Origin of the sequence: Oceanobacillus sp. HCA-5259 (genome assembly GCF_037892815.1) — a bacterium.
Taxonomy (GTDB): Bacteria; Bacillota; Bacilli; order Bacillales; family Amphibacillaceae; genus Oceanobacillus; species Oceanobacillus indicireducens.
In genome coordinates this window covers 18,313-42,683 of record NZ_JBBKBV010000026.1, presented here as the reverse complement: position 1 = coordinate 42,683, position 24,371 = coordinate 18,313, and the positions used below count along the sequence as shown (strand labels likewise).

Genomic DNA, 24,371 nt, shown 5'->3' with positions numbered 1-24,371 from the left:
AAGTTGAGTTATAATAAAGGTGATTACAAGACTATTTTTAAATAATTAACAACGCATACAAACACAAGAAAAAACCCGCCTCTTACAGAAAGGAAATTAAAATGAAAATACAAAAAGTATATAAAAAAGGAGACAGCCAAATTAACGAGGATACTTGTGTAGTAAATGAAGCTGCACAAGTATTTGCGGCTATTGACGGGGCTACTGGTCTGTTTGGCGCACCGGGCTATCTCGCTTCTCAGACCTTACAAGAGGGTCTGTCAAAAATGACCGAAAGCAGCAGTCTCTACCAATCTATTCAACAAGCTAATGAGAGACTTGGTACCAAAATGGTTGATTATTATGAAACAAATATCGGAAAACTGGCAAGCCCTGTTATCACGGAAATACCTAAAAGTCAGCGAAGTACAGCAGGAATTGCTGCAGTAAAAATTCATCCAGAAAGAAAAAATCTTGAATATGTGCATGCTGCTGACTGTATGATGTTTCTTAGATATAAAACTGGCGAAATTCGAAGTGTGACCTACGATGGAATCCATTACTTTGATGATTTAGCCATTAAAGAGATGGTTCGCCTTCGGGAGGAAGATCCACCAATCAGCCAGCAAGAAATCCAACAATCTGTAAATGCTATTTTACTCAGTAATAAAGAAAAACTTAATACAAACGAGGGTTACGGTATCATCGACGGCAGTGAAGAAGCGCTTGAATATATTTCCTATGGCAGACTGCCGCTTCATCAAGTTACAGATCTTCTGCTTGTAAGCGACGGATTGCTTTTACCTACAGATGGAACTGAGACGGATATATGGATGGAAACTGCTAAGCTAGTTTTTGAACACGGGCTTCATTCATTGGTAGCAGCGGTTGAAAGACGAGAGGAATGGGATGCGGATTGCGAGATGTATCCGCGTTTTAAACAGAGGGATGATAAGACAGGGATTTTATTAAAGTTCGAATAGGTCATATTCAGTTGTGATTGATATGAAGGGTTGGCAGGACTTGCTTGCTAATGAAATTTTATCAATAAAAGTAAGAATAACCGCCTTTCCGAATCAATGGATAAGGCGGTTATTTCTTATGCTTAGGAGTTTGGTTAGCTAGTCCTTCAGTATTAAACACCAATTCAAGACTTTCCATTCATGATTATTTTACATTTACAACGGCGGGTATGCTAACTTTACCAAAATATAAAGCGGAGATAGAAGTCTTTACACCTTGCCCCTCGGCTTACATCTTTCTGAATTTCCTTTTTTCTCTTTAGGGGTTTTTCTAAATTCAACTTCTGTACAATCTTTTTCCTTCAATTGCGAATTATGAATAAATTAGGTTGTACACAATTGAGAATATCAAATATAGAAGAACATCTATCGGAGCCTTACAGTATTCCATTCTCCTGCACAACAAAATCATACACTTTCGGATGTTCCGCTTTTATCATATACTTTTCAAAAAACTCTTGCTCCACATCAAGCAAACTAGCTAACGACTTCAGCTCGAATTTTAAATAACCCAATACATCCTCCACCGACCGTACGTCCTTTTCAAATATAGCTTCGAACGAACTTCTGATTTTACCGGGTTTCATTATAACAATTTCATCATCAAGAGGTTCCATCAGCTTATAATTCTTCCGGTTCAATGAAGCATTAAAGTATCTGTATTGTTGATAGGTCATCTGATTAAGGGAGTAAGCGTGGTAAGCCATAGCGGCGATTGAAACTTTCCACTTTTTCTTGAGAACGCTGTAGGCATCGGGATTAGAAATTTTACTCACTGTTTTTAAATCGCTCAGGAACTCTTCTTTTGGTAAAAGAAAGTGTCTTGCAAACGTATTTGCTTCTTTTTCGATTGTGCTATATTCTTTATTGTTTAAATCAGTGATGTCCATTTTGTAATGTAAGAGCAAATGTCCTAATTCATGTGCTAAATCAAAGTTTCGTCTTACCGCAGTTTTTTTAATATTTCCAAGGATAATATAAGGAATACCACTGCTTGACCAGGTGCTGCATGCGTCAACAGTATCCCCGAATGATTTTTCGAAAATAAAGGCTCCACTCTTCTCAATTAAAAATAGAAGGTCTTCATTGTGCTGGTCGCTCAACCCAATCGAGTTCCTTGCGTATGAAGCGATATGCTCGATTATTTCATCCATTTCTAAATAACCAGCGTTTTTACTTTTGTAGTTAACGGCATAGTCTTTTATTGCCTTTATTTGATTTGGTGGAAATGTAATAATAGAACTTAAATAATTCGTTACATAATTAAGAAATTCCAAATAAACCGTTTCCGATTTTGTTTTCTGCCTGCTATTACGTACGGTTGAGCGATATGCGATTTGTTGTTCATTTATTTCATTAGAAAGGTTAAGATTTGAATAAAAATACTTTGGCTGGACGTTGAAATATGTCCTCATTTTATTAATGACTTGTAAACTGGGGGAGATATACCCATTTTCATACTGCCAGATGGACTGTTCTGTTAGATCTAACTCTTCAGCTAGTTGTTTTCTCGATAGTCCGCGGAGTAATCGAATGTTGGTTAAGGAATCACCAACAAACATGTTGCATTCCTCCTTTATTATTCTGTGTCACTAGCTTTATCTTTGTCTTCAACTACTATATCATAATCACCAATGGTTATTTGTGTATCAATTTCTTTATCATCCCTAATTCCTGCAAAATCTTCATCCGTAAATTCTATATCGATTATATCAATAAATCTCGTCAATGAATCAATCCGGTGCAATTTAAAAGTATCTGGATGGGGGAGGCATAAGGAAATGTCGGAAATCATTTTTTGTTCATCAAGTGTATATGTAACAACATAAAAACGGTCAATTTGGTCTTCTAGTTCTTCTATTTCACTTTCAATCAAGTCGGGAACAACTTGAATCTGATCATATAATCTAAACAAATTTAATTGCTCACTAACAGTTGTTTTGCTGGAAAAATTGATTTTTCCATTGAATTTTCTTGCCATTTGTTCGAGGTAGTTGTCCTCCCGATTAGCTCTTTTTTTGGTTACATTCCTTTTGATTGCAGCCCCGTTTTTAATTAAAAAGAGCACTTTATCGTTAATATTTTGAAATTGTAAATATCCCCATGAATAACCTGCCTTTGAGGGGATATAGTTGATGCCTAAGTTTTTTGTCTCCATTGCTACATAGTGGTCAATATGATTTCCTTGAACCCATGCATATGCACTGCTGATAATAAGTTCTTTTTTCTTTTGAATACGCTCATTTAAGTAACTTTTATATCCTCTCATGATTCCCTTTACAATACTTGCACTCATTTCATCTGTAAATTTATACTCATCCATCGGTTTCTCCCTCCCCCTTATATTAAATTTATTATAAACAAAAATGTTATTAAAGTAAATCTATAAAAGGTGGAGAAAAATTAAAGTGATAGCATATACAATATTTACTTTTGCAAAGTTGGATGCAATGTATTACAGTGTATTAAATTATTGTCATCAATAAAATAAGTAACCGCTCTTCCCAGTTAAAGGATAAGGCGGTTACTTATTCGCAATTTAAAATAGGTCACCGTATATCTTACGGCATGTAGTTGCAACTGCTCGGGTGTTGACGCACCTGAGCTTTTCTTATTATATGTCTTTCTTAAGATTAGTATACCTTGTTTTGAAATGTCTTTCAATAAATAATATTATAAATTGAAGGGTACTACATTTCTTTTCGAATGTGGTCATACACTAATTAACTTTGGTATTTTTCTTCTAATGTCGTTAGCAACTATTATTATAAAATTGCATTATCCCTCAATAGAACAAGGAACCTGATCCACCGTCCTAAACCCTTTCCTTAAAAATATTTTTCAAATCTATTTTCAAATCAGGAAAAATTTCCACTGTTATGCTCTCCTCTTGCTCATAGATCCCCGCTTGATGAAAGGATGTATCCCGCAGTTTATAAACTTCAACAAACATATTAGCTGGGTCAACAATCCAGTATTCTTTTACTCCCGCCTTCTCATAACTGTTGAATTTGATCCAGCGATCAATACGGGCTGTTGAAGGGGATAATACTTCAATTACGAAATCAGGGGCACCGACAATATTCGTATCTTTTATTTTCTTTCGATCACATATAACAAATAAATCAGGCTGTACCCAGTCGAAAATGTTTTCTTTTTTTGTTGTTTCTGTGGCAAATAGGCAAACGTCCATTGGAGCTGAAAAAGCTATGCATTCTTTCCCACGAAGAAACATTTTGAATTCAGCGGTCAATTCAGCAACGACATCTTGATGTTTTGGTGTAGGAGAAGGAAGGGACATATTGAGAATCTCACCGGCAATAACCTCATAGGTTTCTTCCTTTTCTAAAACATAATCGGCGTAGGAATGTTTCTTATTATCCAATGTCATACTCATTATCGCTCCTTAAATTTATGTGAGACGCGGTAAAATAGAAACAAATATTTCTGAAATTGTTAGTTGTCTTTGCCTATAGTTAATGGCAGTATACCCTGTTTTGTAATGCCTTTCAATAAATAAAGTTATGAGGTCAGCCACCTGCCACATCCTTCAAGCGTTTGTAACACTAAGAACCAAACGAAGGGAAACAGATCATACACATTCAACGGTTGTATCTCCATTTATACTTCTCAAAAATCTCTCGCACCCCATCATGTAAGCCAACTAACACTTTTACTTAAATTTTATTAACCTAATATACCCTCAACGGACCTGTGTTTATTGCAGGGTACAAGTGGAATGCATTACAATGAATACATAATGAACGATTTGCTTTTAAAACTTCTATCTAAAATACACCTCTATCTACGTGAGGCTTTTTTCCCGTCATATCTTCTAAAAGGATGTGAAAATATGCAATCGAAAAAGAAAAAAAATGTCATCCGCGAGGAGCCGCTAACCTATGACGATTATGCAAGTCTTGCTGATGATGGTGTGCAGTATGAATTAGCTGATGGGATACTTCAAGCTATGACGCCAGCGCCTCATCCCATTCATCAATTAGTTAGCCAAGAGATAGCATATCAATTAAGGCAAGGCTGTCAAAATGAATATATTCTCTTCGTAGCGCCAATAGATTTAATTCTCTCTAAGCATGAAGTAAGGCAGCCAGACTTACTTCTGATACACACAAGGAAATCAGAATTTGTTACCAATCGTGGAATTGAAGGGAGTCCAGACTTAGTTGTTGAGATTTTATCACCTTCATCTATGAAACGCGATAGAAAGGACAAGTTAGATACCTATGCAAAATATAGCATTTTCTATGGATACTATTTTTAATGAGATTCCGGATTTTCCCAATCTGTAATTAAACTAATTTATCTGTGGTTGCAGTGTGAGAATACAGGGATGTAACCTCAATCAATAAGGAGTGAAAGTCATGAATTTAACAAAAAAGGAAAAGCTGGCAATATTAAGAGCGGCGGATGAACTGATCGCGACAGGTGGAAGAAATCTTCTTTCCAAAATCTTAAAGGGATCCCGCGAGAAAAAAGTGCTTGAATTAGAATTGGATAAATCACCTGTCTATGGTTATTTTCAATCCGAAACAATCGCAGCGATAACGGAAAAAGTAGATTGGATGATTGAGCATGATTTTCTTGAAATATTTTATTCAGGTAAGCTACCGATGATTGTATATACGGACCGGGGCTGGCAAATTGAAGCAAGTCAGCGAGCGGATGAATTTTTACTAGCAACCATAAGGAGGAGAAATGAATGGATGGTCGTGAAGTTTTTGAGGAATTTGATGTGAAAGCACTCAAAATGTATCAAGTTATCTTCCCCTAAATCTCTTGAAATCCCTGCAATTAATCTTCATAATACAAAGAAAGACCCCAAAAATGAGGTGAAGGCTGATGAAGAATATCGGAAGAAACGATCCATGTCCCTGTGGTAGCGGCAAGAAATATAAAAAATGTCATGGCGCTTCAAATGTGATCGAAATTAGTCCAGAACGGTATAATGCTGAATTGGAACGCCTTCATATAGGTTTATTAGAATTTGCCACGCAGAACTATTCATATTTTATAGAAAAAGAATTAGATGAAATACTAGAAGAGTATAAGGAACTACAAGTAGCGGATGATGAAGAGAAAGAAGTTTTTTCATCCATTCTCAGTGCTTGGATTATTCTCCATGCACCAATACAAAATGATAAAACGATCTTTGATTTATATTATATGGAACAAAAGTGGAAAATTAGTAATGAAAGGGTAAGGAGAACTTTTGCATCATGGTCGGGAACGGTTCCTTCGATTTATGAGGTACTCTCGAATACAGAAGACGAAATAGAAATTAAAGATTTGCGTTCTCAAGAAACGTACAAGCTTATAGGAGCAGGGGCTGAAGAAAGAGATTTTTTAGAGGGAAGTTATCTAATGGGCTTCTTGCTTCCTTATATTCAGTTGTATGATTTCTTTATGATGATACCAGAATTCACCGATACGACTCCAGAAGCTCTGGAAATGATCCAAACATGGAGCGAGGAGGAAATCATAAATAACTACCCTGATATATTAGCTGCATCCATTGAATTTGAAACAGTTACCGGTGAGCTCGAATGGGATTATCCACCCTATGAAATGGTTGCAGAGCTTTTCGCAAGACATATGGAACAAAAGAAAGCACCTCAAAATGTGATTTCAACTGGGATAGTACTCTGGAAGTACTTTACAGAATTGGAACAGCCCATGTTTACAAAGGTAGGATCTTATGCTGGGGCATTAGAGTATGTTATTCAGCGTGAAATTCTTGGGATTGAATTGGATAGCCAAAAGGAATTGGCGGAAGAGTACGGGATAAGTGTTACGACATTATCTAAAAATGCAAAGAAATTGAAAGAGCTATTAGAAGAACAGATCACTGAAGCAGCGGAGAACATAAAAGCGGACTTACCTCATGATCTGGACGACCTTCTGGATCCAGAAATAATGGAGAGTTTTATGGATGAAGTTGAAAGCCTTCTAGAGGAACAGGAGTTTGAATCAGAAGAAGAAGCGGAGGCCTTTGTTGATCAGTTGCTGGAAAGTGTTGGGTTATTTGATCCTATTTTAGAGACACCTAGAGATCTCGCCGAAGAAAAACTGGCTGAAGCAATTCAAACGAGCGGAAAGGGCCGGAAGAAACTTATTGACGAAGCGTTAGCAATTGATCCGGATTTTTCCGATGCATATTTAATGAAAGCGGAAGATACAAGCTCAACCAATGAAAAATATCAGCTTTATTATTATGCGCTCTCACTTGCTGAAAAAGAGTTAGATAAAGAATATTTTCATGAAGATAAAGGACATTTCTGGGGAATTACGGAAACTCGTCCCTTTATGAGGGCAAAGGCAGGACTTGCTATGTTCCTTGATGAATATGGCGATAAGACGAAAGCTCAAGAGCATTATGAACAATTACTTGAATTAAACCCAAATGATAATCAGGGAATCAGATATTATCTATTGCGATTATATCTTGAACTTGGAGATTATGAATCTGCTAGGAAGCTAGTCACTGAATATAAGGATGATGAGTCTGTAGAATTTGCTTTCAACAATGTGTTGCTGCATTATTTCCGGGATGGAATCACAGCAAAAACAAAGAAACTATTGAAACAAGCAATGAAGCAGAACCCGTTTGTCAAATATTTTTTAACTGGTCAAACAAAGCTTCGGACGAAGAGAGACAAAGTGGCAAATATCCAAGACATGGAAGCGAATGCCTATGTTCTGGATAACATTGCCTTGTGGCAACAAGCTGGGGAGCTGATTGAAGCGATTAAAAAAATGTAGTCTACTTTGTTCAGTGGAGAAGATCATGGAACTTAGATAATCCCGCTCACGTTATTTTATACAAGCAGAATAATCATCCGACGAGGAGGATTATTCTGCTTGTTTTTTTACTGCTCTACATTCAAGGATAAAATCTGCTATTGAGGGTGGGTATCTAGTTGGTGTGAACCTCGGCTGTATGGAGTGACGACATATAACATCATACCTTAAAGCGTCGGGCAGCCAATGGGTGTTAGCTAAGTGATGTGTGAAATGTTGAGTAGCGTGCGTGTATATAGGCAAACTTAAACAAAGATACTTTCACATGTTTACCTAGAAGTAGTAAAACGGAGTAAAAGATCAAAGAGTTATAACAAGTAGTTGTAAGGCGTATTACAAACTTATAGCTGCCGGCAACGCATCGTCTCGTCGTTTTTGTTTTGTTGAAGGAATAACATAATTATTCCAAGAGATTAAGACGTTACAAGCTTGAAGTTGCTGCTCAAAATTACGAATATATACTTTCACTTTTTTATGGTTTTCCTTCGCTGGTATAGTTACAATCGAAGCAACTGCTTCATACCATTTACCAGAAATTTTTATCGAAATTGGATGGTAACCTGTTGTAGGTAATGGGATATCCGGATGGATATTTATGTCCGCAATTTGGTAATCTAAAAACTTAGAACGAATATTTTCCTGTGAAATGGTTCCTTGTGTTTGATACAGACAAGCAACTGTTGGATCAGCTTTGTTCATGTCATGACCTCCTTTTCATGTTTTTACTATTTGTGAAGCGTATCACTTAGTATTATTATATAAAAAATTGCTCGTAATTGCAAGGGCTTTCATGAGTGAGAGGATGAAGAGCAATTTGCATTTTATTATAATCCATATTTTTTAATCTCAAAAATGGTAACAAGTACTGAAACTCCAGATTATATACATTATTTTACCCTCTGCTAATCCGTTATTAACATTAACTTTTTACATCATTATTTAACAAAAAGGGAAGAAAACTACTGAATTAAGAATCGTTTCTTGGCATGGACAGTAAATTCCTAAAATACCAGCAGAAAATAGAATGTAGGAATTTAGGCCTTTGAGTATTATTGATAGTTAGTGCTGTAGAGATCTTAGGGTCAGCGTACTTGTCCCTAAAAAATGGGGTGTGAGCACTGACCCTCAAGTCTCTTTTTTTATTTGATAGTGTTTCCACCGTCAATGACTATGTTTTCGCCTGTGATTAGGTTTGTGGCATCACTTGCGAGGAATAGAGCAATTGCTGCGACTTCTTCAGGGTAGCCGAAGCGTCCGAGTGGTATTTCTTTTTTCGCTTTTTCTCCTTTTTCACCAGCCCATGCTTTTTGACCGAGTTCAGTCAAAACTACAGTAGGGGAGATTGCGTTAACATTAATTCCATATTGTGCCCATTCAAGTGCAAGCACTTTCGTCATTCCTACAATTCCCGCTTTACTTGCACCATAAGCAACATGATTATCGAGAGCAATAATTGCTGCCTGGGAAGCTAAGTTGATCATCTTCCCTCCGTTACCCTGTTCGATCATGACATTCCCGATCTTCTGACACATCTTGAATGAACCCGTTAAATTTAAATCAATCGTTTTTTGCCAATAACTATCAGAAATATTTTCTGCATCGTCTAATAGTGCAACTCCAGCACAGTTTACGAGAATATCAATTCTACCGAATACTTCTCTTACTTTCGAAACAGCCTGATCCATACTTTCATCATTCGTAATATCACATTTTACACCGATTGCATGCTCATCGCTAATTTCCTTCGCTGCCTCCATGACGTCTTCTTTCAAGTCTAAAATAGCAACATTGGCACCTTTTTCTACATATAAGTCCGCGATGGCTTTGCCGATTCCGCTAGCTCCACCTGTTATTACTGCAACTCTATCTGTAATATTAAAGTTTTTATCAAATCCTTGAAATCCCATTCCAATCCCTCATTCCTAAATTTATTAATTCATTAAGTAAGCGATTACCAAAAGGGTGAGAAAAATGAACAACAATTACATAACTGTAATGTTATTATCTTGTAAGCTCTCCAGCATAGCCGCACTAATTTGTTCTTCCGAAATTAATACATCAATTTCATCCGTAGTAGCAAAAACCGAACTTGACGTTTTCCCTATTTTGGAGTAGTCGATAATTGCAACTACCTTTTTTGAACGCTTAACCATTTCTCTCTTTAATTCCACTTCATATAAATTGAAGTCTGTTAATCCATTCTCGACGGTATACCCACTTGCAGAAGTAAACATGATATCAATATTCACATGATCCAAGATGCTTACTCCAAGTTTTCCTTCAATGGAGGTAGAACCGTTTGTAACGACACCACCTACAAGAATAACGGTTATCGCTGGGTTATCCTTTAGTTCTAGAGCGGATTGAATTCCACTCGTTACAACAGTTAATCGCATGGAGCTTTCATTAATTTTGCGAGCTAATGCCAAAGCGGTTGAACTTGCATCGAGTAAAATACATTGTTGGTCTTCGATTAACTCAAAAGCCTTTTCAGCTATTTTCATTTTCTCTTGAATGTTTTTCTTTTCACGAACAGAGAAGCTTCGATCGTTATCAGAGCCATCATTTAAAACTGCCCCACCATGAGTTCTTTTTAGAAGGCCGCTTAATTCCATTTTGGTTAGATCTGTTCTTAATGTAGCTTCTGATACATCCAAATGTGATGCAAGCTCCTTGACGGTTACTCTCCCTTTATCCTGTAAGAGCTGCAAAATTTTATCTCTTCTTTCACTTGCAAACATTTTCATTTCTATAACATCCTTATACTTTATATTATCTCTTATGTTAGACGAAAAAGTGAAATTAATCAACGTGCAAAATCACTTTCTTTTATTGTTGAGATAGCGATTTATATGAAGTTAATGAAAATACGCGAAAATATTCAATAATAATATTGACAAAACGAAAAACAATGATAATATATAAATTGAGATGTAACCGATTCCAATTCAATCAACGAAAATTGCCTTTTAGTTTTCGGTGATTGAATCACTTTTTACAAAAATATTAATCTATTAAAGGAGAATGGAAAATGACGGATACAGTAGAGAAAAGCCAAGTAAAAAATCAAGAGATCCCTGAAATGATGAAGGCTGTCGTGGCATATGCTCCAAAAGATTATCGATATGAAGAAGTAGCAACTCCGACTTTAGAAAATGATGAAGAAATTATTATTAAGCTAGAAGCTTGTGGAATTTGTGCTGGTGATGTGAAAGCGTTTGAAGGTGCACCGAGCTTCTGGGGCGACGAAAATCAACCGGCTTATATTAAAGCGCCAATGGTTCCCGGACATGAATTTATTGGAAGAATTGTAGCGAAAGGTGATGCAGTAACTGATTTTGAAATTGGTGACCGAGTAATTTCTGAACAGATTGTTCCTTGTTGGGACTGCCGTTTCTGTAAAAGAGGAGAATATTGGATGTGCCAGAAACATGACCTTTATGGATTCCAAAACAATGTAAACGGTGGCATGGCTGAATATATGAAATTTACAAAAGAAGCGATCAACTATAAAGTTCCGGAAGATCTTCCTTTAGAAAAAGCTATTCTGATTGAGCCGTATGCATGCAGTCTTCATGCGGTACAGCGTGCACAAGTACAACTTGGCGATGTTGTTGTGTTGTCAGGTGCAGGTACACTCGGTCTAGGGATGATCGGTGCACTTAAAAAGTCAGGTCCTAGCAAACTTGTTGTACTAGATATGAAAGAAGATCGACTAGAATTAGCGAAAAAATTTGGTGCTGATGTTGTATTAAACCCAGGTGAAGTTGATGTTGTTAAAGAAATTCAAGATATGACGGAAGGGTATGGCTGTGATGTTTATATTGAAGCAACAGGGCATCCGTCTTCTGTTGAACAAGGACTTCACGCAATTAGAAAACTTGGCCGCTTTGTAGAGTTTAGTGTATTTGCGGAGCCGGTAACAGTGGACTGGAGTATTATTGGTGACCGTAAAGAACTAGACGTTTTAGGTTCGCACTTAGGCCCGTATTGCTATCCGCTTGTCATTGAAGGAATTGCAAATGGTGACTTCCCCACTGAAGGTGTAGTTACACATGAGTTGGGATTAGAAGATTTTGAAGAAGGCTTTGAACTAATGGCAAAAGGCGATAAATCATTAAAAATCATTTTAAAACCTTAAAATTCAAGGGAGAAGGGATGGCATGCAAAGATGACGGATTTAGGGCAAAAAGGAACTTTGCTTGATAGAATGGGAATGCCGGCGCACTTAGCATGGGGGTACTTTGGTGTACTTATCTTCATGATGGGAGATGGGTTAGAACTTGCTTGGCTCAGTCCGTATCTTGTAGAACAAGGGCTTACCGTTCAGCAAACGGCAACACTCACAACGGCTTATGGTGTAACGATTGCTATTGGTGCTTGGCTTTCAGGTGTACTAGTTGAAGCGATTGGACCAAGAAAAACGATGATGTTAGGGGTAGCAGCTTATATTATTGGACATGTATTGTTTGTTGGACTTGCTGTTTCTACCTTAAATTATGGATTAATGATTCCAACTTACGCGATAAGAGGATTTGGTTATCCGTTATTTGCTTATGCCTTCCTAGTCTGGATTACATACCGGACACCACCGCATCAGTTAGGACGAGCAGTTGGTTGGTTCTGGTTTGTGTTTACAGGAGGATTAAGTGTACTCGGTGCCTTCTACTCTAGCTGGTCAATTCAAACATTTGGCCATATCACTACATTATGGAGTGCGCTTATTTGGGTATTGATTGGAGCGTTCTTTGCAATAATAGTTAACCGAGATAAATTTGAAATGCCTGAGAAAGAAGAAAGAAGTGGAGCAGCATCTAAGGTTAAAGAACTGATAAACGGAATTACTATCTTAAAAAGAGAGCCAAAAGTTGCGATTGCAGGTGTTGTTCGCGTTATTAACCAATCATCACAATATGCATTTCCATTATTCTTGCCGTTATATTTAGCGGATCATGGGATCGCAACAACAGTTTGGTTAAATATTTGGGGTACGATATTTATTTCGAATATCGCATTCAACTTAATCTTTGGTTATCTAGGAGACAAGTTAGGGTGGAGAAATACAGTCACATGGTTCGGGGCAGTTGGTTGTGGAGTCTTCACACTCATGCTATTCTATACACCGCAAATTTTTGCCGGTAACGTAACACTTGTAGCAATTGTGGGAATGCTATGGGGGGCATGTATCGCTGGTTTCGTACCACTATCTGCATTAACACCATCATTAGTTGGTGACGGGGACAAAGGTGCCGCCATGTCGATTCTAAACCTTGGAGCAGGTCTATGTGTATTCGTTGGTCCTGCACTTGTAGCATTATTCTTCGACTTGGCCGGTCCTCAAGGATTAGTGTGGATCCTGGCTGGACTATACTTCATCGCAGCTGTCTTAACAAGATTCTTAAAGCTTCCAAACGAAGAAAAGAAAAAAGAAAAGGTAAAAGCAGAGGTACATTCGGCGATATAATAGAATTACCCTTATAGCTGTGGGGGGCTCTGCTAAAGTGAAACTTCATTCAGTGGGGAGGATCATTACCTTCCCACTAAATGTTAGTTGAACAGAATCAGGGATTTACGGATTGTTTATCTCCACCCTTCACATATTGGGTTTCCCTCCTGTTTAGAGGAGGGGGATTACAGACTGTTAATATTGTTGTTTAAAAAGTAAAAAATAAATGAAGATCTATTGAAGACTTGATATTTCTAGCGGAAAACGCTTCATCGTTTGATATAATGAATAGTTAGTTGATTGAGTAAATAAATAACAAGCAAGGAGTGCATTAATATGAAAAAGTTAATGAATGATTCTAGATATGTTGTTGAAGAAATGGTGGAAGGATATGTCAAAGCGCATCCCGACTTGATCAAACAGTTACCAGAAAATGATAGAGCACTAGTGACTGCGAAGGAAACACGGGAAGGGAAAGTTGGAGTTCTAATCGGTGGTGGTTCTGGACATGAGCCTGGATTCTTAGGTTATGTTGGTGAAGGAATGGCTGATGGTGTAGCGGTTGGTAACATTTTTGCATCGCCTTCTCCAGATCCAATCTTAGAAGTTACGAAAGCAATTGATAAAGGCGCTGGAGTTGTTTATCTATACGGAAACTATGCAGGTGACGTGATGAACTTCGGTATGGCTGCTGAAATGGCGGACTTAGAAGAAGACATTGAAGTTGGTATGGCTTTAGCGACAGATGACGTCGCATCAGCCCCTAAAGAAGAGAAAGAGAAACGGCGCGGAATTGCTGGTGAGTTTTTCATTTTTAAAGCGACAGGGGCAGCTGCTGACTTCGGCTATAACTTGGAAGATGTTGTCCGCGTTGCTAAAAAAGCAAACGAAAATATTCGCTCCATGGGTGTCGGTCTCACTCCTTGTTCGTTACCGCAAACTGGAGAGCCAAGCTTTGAAATTGGTGATGATGAAATGGAAATTGGATTAGGGCACCACGGAGAGCCCGGAGTAGAAAAAGGTCCACTTCAATCGGCAGACGAGGTTACTGAACGCTTAGTTAATGATATTTTAGCAGATATTGAAATTAATAGTGGTGACAAAGTTGCGGTTTTAGTAAATGGTCTTGGTTCTACATCGAGAATGGAACTATATACAATGTTTCGCAAAGTTGAACAAATGCTAAGTGGATTAGGTATTGAAATATACCGTTCTTATGTTGGAGATTACATTACATCCCTTGAAATGGGTGGAGCGTCTATTACATTAATGAAATTAGACGATGAATTGATTAAAACAATTGATCATCCAGTAAATTGCCCAATGTTTGTTCAAAAATAAGGAAAAGGAGTTTTCGAAATGCAATTAACAGCTAAAGAATTAAAAGCTTATTATAAAGAGATTGTTAGTATGATGGAGGAACAGAAAGACTACCTTTGTGAACTTGACCGTAAGATCGGTGATGGAGACCATGGTGTGACAATGTCTATCGGTTGGCAAGCTGTAAATGAGAAACTTGACAATGAGCTTGTTGATGAAGAAGATTGTGCAAAAGTAAGCATTACGGTAGGAAAAACATTCTTGAGTGCTGTTGGTTCCTCTGTAGGTCCATTATATGCAACAGGATTCATGAGAGGTGCGAAAGCAGTTAAAGGAAAAACAGTCATTGAAGATAGGGACTTAGCGGAGTTCTGGATTGCTTTTGCAAGAGGTATTAAAGAGCGTGGTCAAGCGGAAGTGGGAGATAAAACAATGGTGGATACGCTTGAGCCATTTGCGAATGAACTGGAAGCAAAGTTTGCAGAATCTGGAGAATTTCTACCTGCATTTACGGACGCTGTCGCAGTTGCAAAAGCTGGTATGGAATCAACGAAAGAGCTTGTTTCTAAAAGAGGCCGCTCCAGCCGTCTAGGAAATCGCTCTATCGGCGCCCAAGACCCAGGCGCAACTTCCGCCTATATGATCTTAGCTACTTTTTTAAACTTTGTTCAAGCTAAAACCGAACAAGCTATTTAAGACAGCGCAAGAGTTATCACAGCATTTTTATATTATTGTTTCTTTTATTATAAAAATAAAAAAATAGAACCAGAGGTGTTATTTCTGGTTCTTTTTTATCGAAAAAACACTAAATACGAAACCAAGCGAAAGTAAATAAATGAAAATAAAAATATATAACTTGATAAACGATAAGATGTATATTAAAATGAAAGTAAGTGAAAGTAAGTGTGTGAATATGGAGGAATGTAAAAATGAAAATCGCAATCGGCAGTGACCACAACGCATTTCAATTAAAAGAAACAATTAAAGAGTTTTTAGCAAATACAGAGCACGAGGTAATCGACTTCGGCTGCTACTCCGAAGATGCAGTAGATTATCCAGACGTAGCTTTTAAAGTAGCAGAGACAATCAGTGAAGGAAAAGCGGAAAGAGGTATTTTAGTTTGTGGAACTGGTATTGGTGTATGTATTGCAGCAAATAAATATCCAGGAATCCGCGCGGGACTTGCTCATGATGTTTATTCAGCAGAAAGAGCACAATTAAGTAATAACGCACAAATTCTAACAATGGGATCACAAATTATTGGACCAGAAGTTGCAAAGAAAGTTGTTGAAGCTTACTTGAACGTAGCGTGGGCGAAAGGTTCCAAACAAAAAGTAGATAAGATTATCGAAAAAGAAGCGGAGTTCGTAGGGGAAAATTTTAAAGAAGCGGTAGCTGGAAGTAATTGTGCAGTTAACTAAACATGCGAATCGAGGAGAATAAGCATGCAATCATTATTATTGGATTTTTTAAAAGTAACTGAATCAGCTGCAATCGCCGCTTTGCCGTGGGTTGGTAGTGGAGACAAAATCGCGGCTGACGGAGCTGCAACCAATGCGATGCGGGAAACCTTGAATAAAATGAAAATGCACAGCAAGATTGTAATTGGTGAAGGCGAGATCGACGAAGCCCCGATGCTCTTTATCGGTGAAGAGCTTGGAAGAGGTGGCAGTCACGAGGTCGATATTGCAGTAGATCCGATTGAAGGAACAACACCAACTGTTAATGGACAAGGAAACGCGATTACAGTAATCGCAGCGGCTGAGAAAGGGACACTGCTCCACGCTCCTGATATGTATATGAAGAAGATGGCTGTCGGACCAAAGGCGAAAGGGCATATTAATTTAGATGCACCAATCGAAGAAAATATTAAAAATATCGCAAAGGCGCTTGGAAAAGAAGTAACAGAGCTAAATGTTCTGATACAAGACCGGCCGAGACATGAGGAATATATTGAACGAATTCGAGAAACAGGTGCTAAAGTACGTTTGTTTCATGATGGTGACGTCATTTATGCCATTGCCACTTGCATTGAAAGTTTAGGTGTCGACATGTTCCTTGGAATTGGCGGTGCCCCTGAAGGAGTGCTGGGAGCAGTTGCCGCGCGTTGTATGGGGGGAGAGATGCAAGCAAAACTCCTACCACGCAATAAAGAAGAAATTGCTAGATGCATAGAAATGGGGATCAACAATTTCGAAAGCGTTTTAACGCTGGATGATTTAGTGCGCACAGATGATTGTCTGTTTGCAGCTACTGGAATCACCGATAATATTATCATCGACGGTATTGAAACAATCGCTGGCAACCATCACATTTCTTCTATTCTCGTAAATGGCAGAGAAAAACAAGTGAGATATGTGAAAAGTGTTTATCCAGTGAAAGCAACGGTCTAGCACAGTAAAATCTGAGGAGGTTTTTTTAATGGATTTCTATTTAGACACAGCAAATATTGAAGAGATCAAACGAATTAATCGATTGGGATTAGTGGACGGTGTTACAACAAATCCTTCCATTATTGCAAAGGAGAATAGAGATTTTAAAGAAACGATTAAAGAGATTTGTGAGCTTGTGGATGGCCCGGTTAGTGCTGAAGTTATCGGACTTACTGTGGAGGAGATGGTGGCTGAAGCGCGTGATATCGCAACATGGGCATCAAACGTCGTTGTGAAAATCCCGATGACGGAGGCTGGATTAGAAGCGGTTAATATTCTTTCTAAGGAAGGTATTAAGACGAATGTTACGCTCATTTTTTCCGTATCCCAAGGACTGATGGCGGCAAAAGCGGGTGCAACGTATGTTAGTCCATTTGTCGGTAGAATCGATGATATTGGTGAAGATGGACTGGAATTGATTCAGAACCTGAAAACAACGCTTCAGAATTATCATTTCAATACAAAGATCATTACAGCAAGTATCCGGACGATTAATCACTTGGAAAAAGCAGCAATTGCTGGAGCAGATATTGCGACGATCCCCGGTTCCCTATTACCGAAATTATGGAAGCATCCATTAACGGATAACGGAATTGAGCAATTCTTAGCTGATTGGGAAAGTATTCCAAAATAAGCACTAGCTATAATTGAAAGGGATGATGACGTATGACAACTTCAACTATTTCTGTAGAACAATTATCAATTAATACCATCCGCACACTTGCTATTGATGCCATCGAAAAGGCGAACTCTGGACACCCAGGGCTTCCAATGGGGGCGGCTCCGCTTGCCTATACGCTCTGGACAGATTTTATGACGCATAACCCAAAGCATTCAAAATGGTTTAATCGGGACCGATTTGTTCTTTCTGCAGGGCATGGGTCGATGCTTTTATATAGTTTACTGCATTTATCTGGCTATCATGTGACGATGGATGATTTGAAGAACTTCCGTCAGTGGGGTTCGAATACACCAGGTCACCCGGAGGTACGCGACACAGATGGTGTTGAAATGACGACAGGTCCACTAGGACAAGGGATCGCCTCTGCAGTAGGGATGGCGATGGCTGAAGCCCATTTAGCTGCTACGTATAATAAGGAAGATTTCCCTGTAGTTGATCACCATACATTTGCACTTGTTGGAGATGGCGATTTAATGGAAGGAATTTCACATGAAGCAGCCTCCCTTGCAGGACATCTCGGTTTAGGTAAATTAGTCGTTCTATATGACTCGAATGATATTTCTCTCGATGGGGATCTGGACAGGTCATTCTCTGAAAGTGTCGAGGGGCGGTTCCGCTCCTATGGTTGGCAAGTTCTTCGTGTGGAGGACGGTAATGATGTAGGTGAACTTCGTAAAGCATTGACAGAGGCGAAGGAAAATAAAGAGCAGCCGACATTAATTGAAGTGAAGACCGTAATCGGTTACGGTTCACCGAATAAAGGCGGTTCCTCCGATTCTCACGGTGCGCCACTTGGTAAAGAAGAAGTGAAGCTCGTAAAAGAAAATTATAACTGGGAACATGAGGAATTTTTCGTCCCAGAAGATGTGTATGAAGATTTTAACGAAAAAGTAGTCCGTAAAGGTACGCAGGCTGAGAAAGAGTGGGACGCGTTAATTGAAAAATATAAAACTGTTTATCCAGAAGAGGGCAGGCAGTTACAATTAGCAATCAATGATGAACTTCCGGTTGATTGGGATAAAAACCTGCCAACCTATGAAGTCGGCTCAACGCTTGCAACGCGTGCTTCCTCAGGAGAAGTTTTGAACGCGATTGCCCAAGCTGTTCCGAACTTTATCGGCGGTAGTGCAGACCTTGCAAGTTCGAATAAAACGATGATTGATGAAGCGGGTGACTTCACAAAAGCGAATTACGCGGGACGAAATATTTGGTTCGGTGTCCGTGAATTTGCGATGGCGGCAGCACTTAATGGAATGGCACTGCATGGCGGCTTGAAGGTATTCGGTGGAACCTTCTTTGTCTTCAGTGATTATTTACGTCCCGCTGTTCGTTTATCGTCCCTAATGAAAACACCTGTTACGTATGTTTGGACACATGATTCAATTGCTGTAGGAGAAGACGGCCCAACGCATGAGCCTGTTGAGCAGTTAGCATCATTCCGTGCAATGCCAGGCTTATCGGTGATTCGCCCGGCTGACGCGAATGAAACCCAGGCTGCTTGGCGTCTTGCTGTGGAATCAAAGGATGAGCCGACTGCACTTGTGCTTACACGTCAAAACCTTCCAACATTGGAAGGTACGAAAGAAAAAGCATATGACGGTGTAAGAATGGGGGCTTATGTTGTAAGTGAAGCGGAAAAGAAAACACCGGATGCTCTAATTCTCGCAACAGGCTCTGAAGTGCAATTAGCAGTTCAGGCGCAGGGCTCTTTGAAAGAGAAGGGGATTGATGTTAGAGTCGTCAGCATGCCGTCTTGGGACCGTTTTGAAGCTCAAGAACAGGCTTATAAAGACAGTGTGCTGCTTCCTGGTGTTAAACAGCGTCTAGCTATTGAAATGGCTTCTTCGCTTGGCTGGGACCGTTATGTAGGTGATAAGGGGGATATCCTTGCCATCGACACATTTGGTGCCTCAGGCAATGGAGAACGAATCATAGAAGAGTACGGCTTTACTGTAGAAAATGTTGTAAAACGCGTAGAAAAATTAGTAGGACAGTAAAATAAGAAACAAAAAAAGATGCCTTGGACTGGGCATCTTTTTTTGTTGTGTTAAAACCAAGCAATAAAATCTTCCCGGTCAACATCTCAATTTTCTGCTTTCAGATAATATTTACCATCTGTAATCATAGCAATGGTGACCGTTAGATTCTCTTCTACTTTGTGATCTATTACAGTAACAGATTTCATACTTATCATTACCAATTCTATGCATAATTTCACAAGATAGTTGTAAATCTAGCGATCCGCTTCATAGCAAAATACACGTATATAGCCTTATCATGTATCGAGTTAAATTCAATGCCGCAATTTAAATGATTATGCCAAGTTAAACTCCCTGCCCTTTCCAATGAAAATGTGACCCTATCCTTGACACACAAGGTGTCTTGGTGTTTCCTGTTTTGAGAAAAATAATAGCATTTTTAAACTTAATTACGAGTAACCTTGAATTATTTATAAAAATTGCCCATAATTAAGAGATAACTAAGCTTTATAGCTTTACTAGAGGTGACAATGAATGAGGAAGATTGGAAGAAACGAACCGTGTCCTTGTGGGAGCGGGAAAAAATATAAGAGATGTCACGGTGCAGCCCGTGTAATGGAGGTTGATCCTACTCGATTTAATAATCAATTAGATGAGCTTCATCGGGGACTGTATCGTTTTGCCATGCAGAACTACCGCGGGGAACTTGGGGACATGATTTCGCGACACCCGAAGTATTCACCGATTGAAGACGAAGAACGAATGAATTTATACAAGTTGGGTTTGACTGCCTGGGCAATGATTCATGAACCAATTAAGCATGATCAGACCGTTTTTGACATATATTATGAAGACCAACGGAATAAAACGAAAGACGCGAGAGTGAATCGGGCATTTACAGCTTGGCAGGATGTCACACCATCCATTTATGAAGTTGTTTCTATAACGGATGAAAAATTCCATATACGGGATATCCGAATAAATGAAGAGACGACTGTAAGAGCGTATGAAATGAGCAGCGTAGAGGAGGGGGATTTTGTAATCGGGATGCTGCTTCCGTTTGTACAGAAGCATGAATTCCTATTGGCGATGTTTGAATTGTTTGGTGCGGATGAGGAATTTATTGATAGAATAAAAGCTTTGAATGATGAGGAGTTTACGAAAGAATATCCCGCGATTTTAGCAACTGCTTTAACGATGGAAAACACACCAGCTGACCCTGCAATTGAACCGGCAACCGAAGCATCATCCGAGGAAATGCTTTGGGATAATCCATTATATGGTAAGGTTGCTGACATATTTGAAGAACATATGTTGAAAAAAGAATTTGATGAAGAACATATAGCACAGGGACTTGAAATCTGGAAAACATTTACGGAAAAAGAAAATCCGACTTTCAGAAAACCTGAAAGTTATGCGGCTGCCCTTGACTATGTCCTCCAGCAAAGAGTACTCGGACAAGCGAACCAATCACAAAAAGAACTGGCTCAGATTTATGGTACAAGTCCTACCACCATATCCAATAATCGCAAAAAAATTATCGAAGCAATCGCGTAATCATTGTGCCTGTCATGCCTTAGATTTTGTCAAAAAAGGTATGACAGGCAGTTTTTTGATTGTATACGTAACTACGATTGATGCTCCAGATGGGAATAAAAATGCGCAACTGTTCTGTGAGTGTGGTCGGGCATTAAGAAAGGTTCTTTTATTCGTCGGAAGGAAAGATGGAATTAGTCGGCAGTATTAAGTGGTGAAGCGTTAGACATACTAAAAAAGTTTTAATGTCTCGAAATAGGGAACAGTATTTATAGGTCCTAATAGAGCCTGAACATTAATAAAAAGGAGAGATAGTATGGCAATTGAACATGCACATTCACACAGACATCCTGAAGAATCGGCAGTGATTATATTAAATCATCTCGTAGCAAATCTCGGAGTATTGTACGTAAAACTTCATCAATATCATTGGCATGTGAAAGGACCGCATTTCTTCACTTTGCATGCTAAATTTGAAGAACTTTACAATGATACAACAGGCTACTTTGACTCGTTTGCAGAACGTTTACTCCAGCTTGGTGAAAGACCTTATTCGACACTCCAAGAATTTATTGAGCATGCGTTCATCAAGGAAGAGGTTTATCAACGGGAAATTCATGCAGATAAAATGGTGGAAGATCTCGTAAATGATTACCGTGCGATTCGTGATTATACGGTAAAAGGAATTGAACTAGCAGGAAATGAAGGAGACACGGTGACGGAAGATATGCTGATCGAATATAAGAACAATCTCGACTTCCAGCTGTGGAATTTGCAAGCTTATCTTGGTAAAGATGCAACAGAGGGTGAGTAAAACAAAACCCCCTATTTACTTGAACAAACTGGAAGTCTAATGGGCGATTAGAACCTTCTAATCGCCCGGATGAGTTCAACTCAAGCTCATTCGGTCGATTAGAGCACCTTTAATCGCCTGAATGAGTTGTAATCTATCTCATCCGGTTGATTAGAATGCCTGTAATCACCCGAACGAGTTGTTATTTATCTCATCCAGTTGATTAGAAGGCTTGTAATCACCCAAGCGAATTTCAAATCTATCTCCTTCGAGTGATTAAAACTCTTTAATCACCCGAACGAACTCGAATCTGGTTCAAAGGCGGTAAAAAAATAAAAAAAGCCATCATTCCCCACATTGAAGGGAAGTTGCTTTATGATAAGAAGTGGGACAGTAATCAAAACGTCTCGCTTCTTTTTTATTCGGAAAATATTTGTAATGTCAAGCGCTAAGTCTGAACAATTTGTATACTGGAAATAGTTATTATTATAAGTATAATAGACTTAAAGTTGTCGTTTTTGACAAAAATAGTTCAGTTTATAGAGAGGAGTGTTGGTATGGAACGGAAAAAGAAAAAACAAGAATGGCGCTTTTCTGTTGCAAATAGGGAGGCGCTTATAGGATGCGGGCTTGCTATATTCAACTTTATCTGGTGGTATGGTTTTGCCTATGGACTTGGTTCGAAGCCACCTGAGGAATATACATATGTTATGGGATTTCCTGCGTGGATTTTTTACAGTTTAATATTTGGAACACTAGTGATGTTTGTTGTTGTCATTTTAGTTGTTAAATTTTTCTTGAAAGACATTTCACTAGAGGATGACGATGAAGATACAAAGGAAGATGAGGTGATGAAAGGATGAACTGGGCGGTAGTTACCCCTTTATTAATTTTTCTTGTTGTAATTTTTATTATCGGTATGTGGTCTAGTAGAAGATTATCGGAAGCGGATGGGTTCTTGAGTGATTATTTTCTAGGCAGCAGAGAATTCGGTGGCTTACTGCTCGCGATGACGATGGTTGCTACATATGGAAGTGCGTCAAGTTTCCTTGGCGGCCCAGGTGCTGCCTATACGATTGGTTTTGGTTGGGTACTGCTTGCAATGACGCAGCTTGCGACCGGATATTTCGTGTTGCTTATTCTTGGGAAAAAGTTCGCAATCGTTGCAAGACGGTATAATGCGGTTACGTTAATTGACTTTTTAAAAGAAAGATATAAGAGCAAGACGGTTGTGCTGCTCTCTGCATTTAGTATTATTGTTTTCATGTTCGCTGCGATGGCGGCACAGTGGGTTGGAGGAGCTTATTTAATCCAATCATTAACTGGAATTAGTTATATTGGCTCTTTATTTATTTTTACGATTTCGGTACTCGTTTATGTTACGGTTGGTGGGTTCCGAGCCGTTGTAGTAACGGATGCGGTCCAGGGGGTTATTATGGTCGTTGGTACATTGGTTCTCCTTGCAGCGGTTATTATTGCGGGCGGTGGGCTATCGAATATATTCGCTGATTTGGTCGCAATTAATCCGAATTTAATTACCCCGTTCGGTCATGACGGTTCCTTGACGGCTGCTTACGTTTCGTCTTATTGGATCCTTGTCGGAGTAGGGGTTGTAGCACTTCCGCAAATCGCAGTTCGTGCGATGTCCTATCGGAATTCGACAGCGATGCACCGTGCGATCATCATTGGAACAATTGTCACTGGGACGATTATGCTTGGCATGCATCTGATTGGGGTATTTTCCCGTCCAGTATTGCCTGGAGTTGAAGTAGCGGACCAGGTAATTCCGCTCGTTGCTTTAGAAGTGTTGCCTCCATGGCTCGCCGGAGTCATCCTGTCTGCACCGCTTGCAGCAATCATGTCAACAGTGGATTCGCTTCTATTACTCGTTAGTTCATCCGTTGTAAAAGACGTGTATATTAACTATATAAAACCGAAAGCAACAGATCGACAAATTAAAAATGTGAGTATGGGAGTTACTGGAGTAATTGGGATTGTCGCTTTCATTCTTGCAATCAGTCCGCCAGAATTACTTATTTACCTGAACTTATTTGCTTTTGGTGGTTTAGAATCAGCTTTCATGTGGCCGCTCATTATGGGGCTTTACTGGAAATATGCGAACAAGACTGGTGCCATCGCATCGATGATTACAGGGATCGGTTCTTATATTGCTATTCATTATTATAACCAGGCATATGGCGACTTGTTTGGCGTCCATACAGTTACCGTGCCGGTTTTCCTATCCTTGATTGTGTTTGTTGTCTTCAGTTTGATCTTTAAAGAAGAAGCGTACGAGTTTCCAACAAAAAATATTAACAAAGGAGCATAGGTAGGACATGCCTGTTTTTAAAATCAGGCATGCC

General features: G+C 39.0%; 23 protein-coding genes. 16 read left to right on the top strand and 7 right to left on the bottom strand.

Features of this window, described 5'->3' with window-relative positions; genetic code table 11:
* The first annotated feature begins 101 nt into the window (after window positions 1-101).
* A complete protein-coding gene (locus WKU33_RS13570) occupies window positions 102-962 on the top strand; it encodes a hypothetical protein (protein WP_336252424.1) in 861 nt (286 codons plus the stop codon).
* A 416-nt stretch (window positions 963-1,378) separates the two neighbouring features.
* Here the strand turns inward: WKU33_RS13570 and WKU33_RS13565 are convergent, their stop codons facing one another.
* From WKU33_RS13565 to WKU33_RS13555, 3 genes are all read right to left on the bottom strand, one after another.
* Window positions 1,379-2,563, bottom strand: a complete 1,185-nt coding sequence (locus WKU33_RS13565) for a spr1629 family repressor/antitoxin (RefSeq protein WP_340455137.1) — start codon at window positions 2,561-2,563, stop codon at window positions 1,379-1,381.
* Window positions 2,564-2,580: 17 nt separating this feature from the next.
* Entirely contained in the window at window positions 2,581-3,324 is a 744-nt protein-coding gene (locus tag WKU33_RS13560) for a spr1630 family ClpXP-sensitive toxin (RefSeq protein WP_340455135.1), read from the bottom strand.
* 492 nt (window positions 3,325-3,816) lie between these two features.
* The gene (locus WKU33_RS13555; RefSeq protein WP_340455134.1) at window positions 3,817-4,398 is read right to left on the bottom strand and encodes a Uma2 family endonuclease; all 582 of its coding nucleotides are present in this window, start codon (window positions 4,396-4,398) and stop codon (window positions 3,817-3,819) included.
* Window positions 4,399-4,761: 363 nt separating this feature from the next.
* Here WKU33_RS13555 and WKU33_RS13550 point away from each other — a divergent pair, with 363 nt between their 5' ends.
* The 3 genes from WKU33_RS13550 to WKU33_RS13540 all read left to right on the top strand — a co-directional run bounded on the left by WKU33_RS13550 (window position 4,762) and on the right by WKU33_RS13540 (window position 7,781).
* Window positions 4,762-5,283: a Uma2 family endonuclease gene (locus tag WKU33_RS13550; protein WP_340455133.1), complete on the top strand. Its 522-nt coding sequence runs from the start codon at window positions 4,762-4,764 to the stop codon at window positions 5,281-5,283.
* A gap of 100 nt (window positions 5,284-5,383) precedes the next feature.
* Window positions 5,384-5,758: an RQC-minor-1 family DNA-binding protein gene (locus tag WKU33_RS13545; RefSeq protein WP_340455131.1), complete on the top strand. Its 375-nt coding sequence runs from the start codon at window positions 5,384-5,386 to the stop codon at window positions 5,756-5,758.
* A 103-nt stretch (window positions 5,759-5,861) separates the two neighbouring features.
* Complete coding sequence (locus tag WKU33_RS13540) at window positions 5,862-7,781, top strand: SEC-C metal-binding domain-containing protein (protein ID WP_340455129.1); 1,920 nt, start codon at window positions 5,862-5,864, stop codon at window positions 7,779-7,781.
* A 372-nt stretch (window positions 7,782-8,153) separates the two neighbouring features.
* Here WKU33_RS13540 and WKU33_RS13535 read toward each other — a convergent pair whose 3' ends face one another.
* The 3 genes from WKU33_RS13535 to WKU33_RS13525 form a co-directional block, all read right to left on the bottom strand.
* Window positions 8,154-8,519: a riboflavin kinase gene (locus WKU33_RS13535; protein ID WP_336252417.1), complete on the bottom strand. Its 366-nt coding sequence runs from the start codon at window positions 8,517-8,519 to the stop codon at window positions 8,154-8,156.
* A gap of 440 nt (window positions 8,520-8,959) precedes the next feature.
* Complete coding sequence (locus WKU33_RS13530) at window positions 8,960-9,727, bottom strand: SDR family oxidoreductase (RefSeq protein WP_336252416.1); 768 nt, start codon at window positions 9,725-9,727, stop codon at window positions 8,960-8,962.
* A 75-nt stretch (window positions 9,728-9,802) separates the two neighbouring features.
* On the bottom strand, window positions 9,803-10,567 hold the full coding sequence (locus WKU33_RS13525) for a DeoR/GlpR family DNA-binding transcription regulator (protein ID WP_336252415.1): 765 nt from the start codon (window positions 10,565-10,567) through the stop codon (window positions 9,803-9,805).
* Window positions 10,568-10,851: 284 nt separating this feature from the next.
* Between WKU33_RS13525 and WKU33_RS13520 the strand changes: the two genes are divergently transcribed.
* The 8 genes from WKU33_RS13520 to tkt all read left to right on the top strand — a co-directional run bounded on the left by WKU33_RS13520 (window position 10,852) and on the right by tkt (window position 19,697).
* On the top strand, window positions 10,852-11,961 hold the full coding sequence (locus tag WKU33_RS13520; protein WP_336252414.1) for an MDR/zinc-dependent alcohol dehydrogenase-like family protein: 1,110 nt from the start codon (window positions 10,852-10,854) through the stop codon (window positions 11,959-11,961).
* 30 nt (window positions 11,962-11,991) lie between these two features.
* Window positions 11,992-13,284, top strand: a complete 1,293-nt coding sequence (locus WKU33_RS13515; RefSeq protein WP_336252413.1) for an MFS transporter — start codon at window positions 11,992-11,994, stop codon at window positions 13,282-13,284.
* A gap of 318 nt (window positions 13,285-13,602) precedes the next feature.
* The gene (locus WKU33_RS13510; protein ID WP_336252412.1) at window positions 13,603-14,607 is read left to right on the top strand and encodes a dihydroxyacetone kinase subunit DhaK; all 1,005 of its coding nucleotides are present in this window, start codon (window positions 13,603-13,605) and stop codon (window positions 14,605-14,607) included.
* Between the two features lie 18 nt (window positions 14,608-14,625).
* Complete coding sequence (gene dhaL, locus WKU33_RS13505) at window positions 14,626-15,282, top strand: dihydroxyacetone kinase subunit DhaL (protein WP_340455126.1); 657 nt, start codon at window positions 14,626-14,628, stop codon at window positions 15,280-15,282.
* A gap of 233 nt (window positions 15,283-15,515) precedes the next feature.
* Window positions 15,516-16,007: a ribose 5-phosphate isomerase B gene (gene rpiB / locus WKU33_RS13500; RefSeq protein ID WP_340455125.1), complete on the top strand. Its 492-nt coding sequence runs from the start codon at window positions 15,516-15,518 to the stop codon at window positions 16,005-16,007.
* 24 nt (window positions 16,008-16,031) lie between these two features.
* Window positions 16,032-16,979: a class II fructose-bisphosphatase gene (gene glpX / locus WKU33_RS13495; RefSeq protein WP_340455123.1), complete on the top strand. Its 948-nt coding sequence runs from the start codon at window positions 16,032-16,034 to the stop codon at window positions 16,977-16,979.
* A 28-nt stretch (window positions 16,980-17,007) separates the two neighbouring features.
* The gene (gene fsa, locus WKU33_RS13490) at window positions 17,008-17,652 is read left to right on the top strand and encodes a fructose-6-phosphate aldolase (protein WP_340455121.1); all 645 of its coding nucleotides are present in this window, start codon (window positions 17,008-17,010) and stop codon (window positions 17,650-17,652) included.
* A 32-nt stretch (window positions 17,653-17,684) separates the two neighbouring features.
* Entirely contained in the window at window positions 17,685-19,697 is a 2,013-nt protein-coding gene (tkt, locus tag WKU33_RS13485; RefSeq protein ID WP_340455119.1) for a transketolase, read from the top strand.
* A gap of 86 nt (window positions 19,698-19,783) precedes the next feature.
* Here the strand turns inward: tkt and WKU33_RS13480 are convergent, their stop codons facing one another.
* Window positions 19,784-19,918 (bottom strand): hypothetical protein, encoded by a 135-nt coding sequence (locus tag WKU33_RS13480; protein WP_340455118.1) that lies wholly within the window; start codon window positions 19,916-19,918, stop codon window positions 19,784-19,786.
* 295 nt (window positions 19,919-20,213) lie between these two features.
* Here WKU33_RS13480 and WKU33_RS13475 point away from each other — a divergent pair, with 295 nt between their 5' ends.
* From WKU33_RS13475 to panF, 4 genes are all read left to right on the top strand, one after another.
* Window positions 20,214-21,236, top strand: a complete 1,023-nt coding sequence (locus WKU33_RS13475; protein ID WP_340455116.1) for a YecA family protein — start codon at window positions 20,214-20,216, stop codon at window positions 21,234-21,236.
* A gap of 295 nt (window positions 21,237-21,531) precedes the next feature.
* A complete protein-coding gene (locus WKU33_RS13470) occupies window positions 21,532-22,029 on the top strand; it encodes a Dps family protein (protein WP_340455114.1) in 498 nt (165 codons plus the stop codon).
* A gap of 536 nt (window positions 22,030-22,565) precedes the next feature.
* Complete coding sequence (locus WKU33_RS13465; RefSeq protein WP_340455112.1) at window positions 22,566-22,871, top strand: YhdT family protein; 306 nt, start codon at window positions 22,566-22,568, stop codon at window positions 22,869-22,871.
* Window positions 22,868-24,337, top strand: coding sequence for a sodium/pantothenate symporter (gene panF, locus WKU33_RS13460; protein ID WP_340455110.1), 1,470 nt, complete (start codon window positions 22,868-22,870; stop codon window positions 24,335-24,337). The genes WKU33_RS13465 and panF overlap by 4 nt, the downstream gene beginning before the upstream one ends.
* Window positions 24,338-24,371 lie beyond the last annotated feature (34 nt).